General features: G+C 48.4%; 1 protein-coding gene and 2 pseudogenes. All 3 read left to right on the top strand.

The genetic code is table 11. The features are described from left to right. Nucleotides 1-525, top strand: a pseudogene (locus tag BLW34_RS15350) (hypothetical protein); the annotation flags it as partial. Next, nucleotides 468-781: pseudogene (locus BLW34_RS17230) on the top strand (IS1595 family transposase); the annotation flags it as partial. The pseudogenes BLW34_RS15350 and BLW34_RS17230, both read left to right, overlap by 58 nt. A 52-nt stretch (nucleotides 782-833) precedes the next feature. After that, on the top strand, nucleotides 834-1,072 hold a 239-nt coding region (locus tag BLW34_RS15345; protein WP_143037955.1), incomplete at its 3' end, for a transposase.

Here is a 1,072-nt window from a genome sequence, read left to right as displayed (position 1 = left end):
TCCAGTGCCAGTCGTAAACATGCCAAACGCGAAAAAGAGCCTTGGCTTCTGGTTGTATCGCCCTCGCTAAAAGCGTTTTCTGCAGTGCGGGTCGTGGATTATTATCGAAGCCGTATGCAAATTGAGGAAGGCTTGCGAGACACCCAAAGTACGCATTATGGTTTGGATTTTACCAGCGAAAGTCGGATTGAAGCCGAACGCCGAGCCAACCTGTTATTAATTGCCGCGCTCATCATTTTTGCGCTTTGGCTTACGGGGATATGTTTAAAAGGTACTGATATCGAGCGACACATTAAGGTCAACAGCGGCCAAGGTCGTTCACCCTATTCAGTTATTTTTCTCGCCAGAATAGCTTGCCGCTATGTCGTTTTTGAATTATCCGCCTCAATGTTGGAGCAAGCGCAAGCCCTTTTAGTAGATTACTTCGATTCTATTGGAGAGAGGGTAAATTCGTGGGGATACATCAGGCTCAGCGCTGCATCATCCACTCGTCTACGGCATTTTGCTGGAGACACCGGTTTCTAAAAGGATTCGTGACTGACAAAGCATCGGTGTTGTCTGGTATTGCTGAGGCGGGTGAAACCTTTTTCCTGGAGTCATTCAAGGGGCAGCGGAATTTTCTGAGACCTGCCTGTGACCGGGGCGGGAAGGCAGCAAGCTAGGCCTTTCTGCTGAACAAATCCCTGTGCTGATTGCTCGTGATCGCAATGGAGAAGTCTTTGATGCGATTCTTGAAAAACCAGATGCCAAACAGCTTGGTGCACCGCTCAAACCTGTCCTTAGAACCTGTTCAAAGTCTTTTCGTTTGACAGAAAAAGTGCGATATTTGCAGGATGAGAACAAGTTATCCAAGTGATATCAGTCGCGAACAGTTCGAGCAGATCCGCCCACTGCTGGAAAGTGCGCGCAAGAAGACCAGTCCACGTCGAATCGATTTGCACGAAGTATTTTGTGCGGTGTTGTATTTACTCAAGAGCGGTTGCCAGTGGCGCATGTTGCCAAGCGAATTTCCGAAGTGGCGCACGGTCCATTCATACTTTGCTATTTGGAGCGAGCCGGATAAAGATGGAGT

This window comes from Nitrosomonas sp. Nm58 (assembly GCF_900107335.1).
Lineage (GTDB): Bacteria > Pseudomonadota > Gammaproteobacteria > Burkholderiales > Nitrosomonadaceae > Nitrosomonas.
This window is presented reverse-complemented; position numbering and strand designations above follow the sequence as displayed.